1 protein-coding gene and 1 pseudogene are annotated in these 2,776 nt (G+C 40.4%); one reads left to right on the top strand and one right to left on the bottom strand.

The genetic code is table 11. From position 1 onward, the window contains the following. A pseudogene (locus tag IHO40_RS04360) lies at positions 1-803 on the top strand (ankyrin repeat domain-containing protein); the annotation flags it as partial. Here the strand turns inward: IHO40_RS04360 and sdhA are convergent. After that, positions 804-2,609, bottom strand: coding sequence for a succinate dehydrogenase flavoprotein subunit (sdhA, locus tag IHO40_RS04365; RefSeq protein ID WP_225536936.1), 1,806 nt, complete (start codon positions 2,607-2,609; stop codon positions 804-806). Positions 2,610-2,776 lie beyond the last annotated feature (167 nt).

The following is a 2,776-nucleotide window of genomic DNA, read 5'->3' on the forward strand; positions in this document are numbered from 1 at the left end:
TATCTGAAAATCAATTGAGAAAAGCTGTAAAAGCAACCAACAGAAAAGACGATACATCTCTAGAATTGGTATTAAAGAAAAAAGCAAAAAAAGGAAGTATCGAATACTTATCGCAAGAAACAATTTTTGATCCGGCAATTAATTATGACAATACAACAAAGTTTTGTGCAGCATTATTGCAAAATGGTGCTAATTCTAGTTCTTTGTGGTTAAAAGATCCAGTATTCCATACTAAAAAGTACTATTTAATTTTACGAGATCTAAAAGATTATTCAGAGACTCCACACGAAGCACAGGAGAAAGCTAAAGAACTAAAAGAGAAGCTTAAGGAAAAATACCACTGTGGAACTGCTTCAAAAAAATGTCAGTCTGGCTTTAAAAAGGCAGGTTCTGCTATGGAAAAAACATTATCTGCTACAAGAAAAGCAGTATCTGCTGTTGCAAAATATATAGATCCAGCAAGTAGAACACGCGAATTGTTAGCGATTACAATAACAGTTACCATAATTGCAATGGCAGTGTTTGCATTTTTTCAGGGTCAGGTTGGAATTGAAGTAGCTGTTCCTATCATAACTGTTGCAGGGGTCATATGTTTTACTTTAACTTTAGGATTTAGTGGTATTAGAAAGCTTTTTGAAGATTCAACTGGCAAAGCGAAGAACCTTATTGACAATGACCAACAGAATTTAGCTAAAAGATCAGAAGAGCAAAAGCCATTAGATCAATCTCCTAAAAATCCGGTTACCAAAGTGGATGATCCATTAATAACGAACCCAGCAGAATTAGGACGCTCAACAGTATAATTAATAAACTCTCTTCTCCGGGGCGATAAAATCAATCTCATCGCTTAAAGTTTTTTCGGCGACTTTTTTGTAATCAATTTTTACATTGGTTCTGCCTTTCTTTTCTTCGAGCCACGCTATAGTATGTTTCATCCAGTCTTTATCATTGCGCTCTGGGAAATCTTCACGAGCATGGGCACCTCTACTTTCTTCACGATTAGCTGCGCATTCCATAGTGATAACTGCTTGCGGAATCATGTTGGCAAGCTCCAGCGCTTCAACTAAATCACTGTTCCATATCATACTGCGATCTTCAATTGCAATGTTAGACATCATTTTTGCTACTTCTCTTATGGCTTTTTTACCTTCTTCTAAAACTTCAGCAGCGCGGAACACTGATGCATATTTTTGCATAGTGTGCTGCATTTCGCTGCGTATTTTTGATACCCTTAGCTCTCCAGAAGCAAATCGCATTTTATTAAATCTACCCACTATCCAGTTTGTACAATCTGAGTGCAGTTTTTTGTGTGGCGCATGAGGCTTTAGCTTCTCTTTCGCTCTGAGTGCTGCAGCTCTACCAAAAACTACAAGGTCAAGAAGCGAGTTAGAGCCAAGTCGATTTGCACCATGCACAGAAACGCATGCTGCCTCTCCAATTGCAAACAATCCTTCTACTACTTCTTCCTTACCTTTCTTTAGCGTGATCACTTCCCCATGATAGTTGGTTGGAATGCCACCCATATTGTAGTGAACAGTTGGGATGACCGGTATTGGATCTTTAGTGACATTAACCCCTGCAAAAGTCTTTGCAGTTTCGCTAATTCCTGGAAGTCTTAGTTTTATTACTTCTGGATCAAGGTGCGCTATAGTTAAGTACATATGGTCTTTTTTCGGCCCAACGCCTCTGCCTTCTCTGATTTCAGTTGTTATTGCCCGACTTACCACATCACGAGAAGCCAAGTCTTTTACTTTTGGTGCATAGCGTTCCATAAACCTTTCGCCCTGAGAATTAACTAGATACCCGCCTTCGCCACGACATCCTTCCGTCATCAAACATCCTGAACCATATATTCCTGTTGGATGAAATTGCACAAATTCCATATCTTCAAGTGGCAACCCAGCTCTCACCACCATGCCATTACCATCACCTGTACAAGTATGCGCGCTCGTTGCAGAGAAGTAAACACGCCCATATCCACCTGTTGCCAGCACCACCGAATGTGCACGAAATCTATGTAGTGTGCCGTCGCACAGTGACCAGGCAAGAACCCCACAGCATGCCCCGGTTTCGTTATCCATGATTAAGTCGATTACAAAGTATTCAACAAAAAATTCGGCGTTGAACTTAAGACACTGCTGATATAGAGTGTGAAGGATTGCATGTCCAGTTTTATCTGCTGCCGCACAGGTGCGTTGCGCTGATTTTCCTTTACCAAAACGAGTTGTCATTCCACCGAAGGCACGCTGGTATATTCTGCCATCTTCTGTACGAGAAAACGGTACGCCAAAGTTTTCAAGTTCAATGACAGCTTTAGCAGCGTTTTTACACATATATTCTATTGCATCTTGATCGCCGAGCCAGTCTGAGCCTTTTATTGTATCATACGCATGCCAGCGCCAACTATCCTCTGCAATGTTCCCTAAAGCTGCACTAATTCCGCCTTGTGCTGCAACTGTATGACTGCGTGTAGGGAAAATTTTAGAAATGCAAGCAACTGAAGAGTTAGTTGCAGCCATTCCAAGCGTTGCTCTGAGTCCTGCTCCACCTGCGCCCACTACCACTACATCATACTCATGCTCTATGATTTCGTACGCTGATTTGTCCATATTTGCTTATTTATGATCACAGGCTTATAATACCACAGAAGTGGAGAAAATCCATACAAGTTTTCTAGATATAATAAATTTCTCACATATCAAATCAGTTTTAGCATATGCGAAAAAACTACTTGAAAAATTCTTTCAGCTCCCTTTATAACAGCAAGGATGTTTCT

Origin of the sequence: Wolbachia endosymbiont of Mansonella ozzardi (genome assembly GCF_020278625.1) — a bacterium.
Taxonomy (GTDB): Bacteria; Pseudomonadota; Alphaproteobacteria; order Rickettsiales; family Anaplasmataceae; genus Wolbachia.

Coding starts and splice junctions, on each gene's coding strand:
- sdhA (WP_225536936.1), bottom strand. CDS start 2,609: ATGGACAAATCAGCGTACGAAATCATAGAGCATGAGTATGATGTAGTG.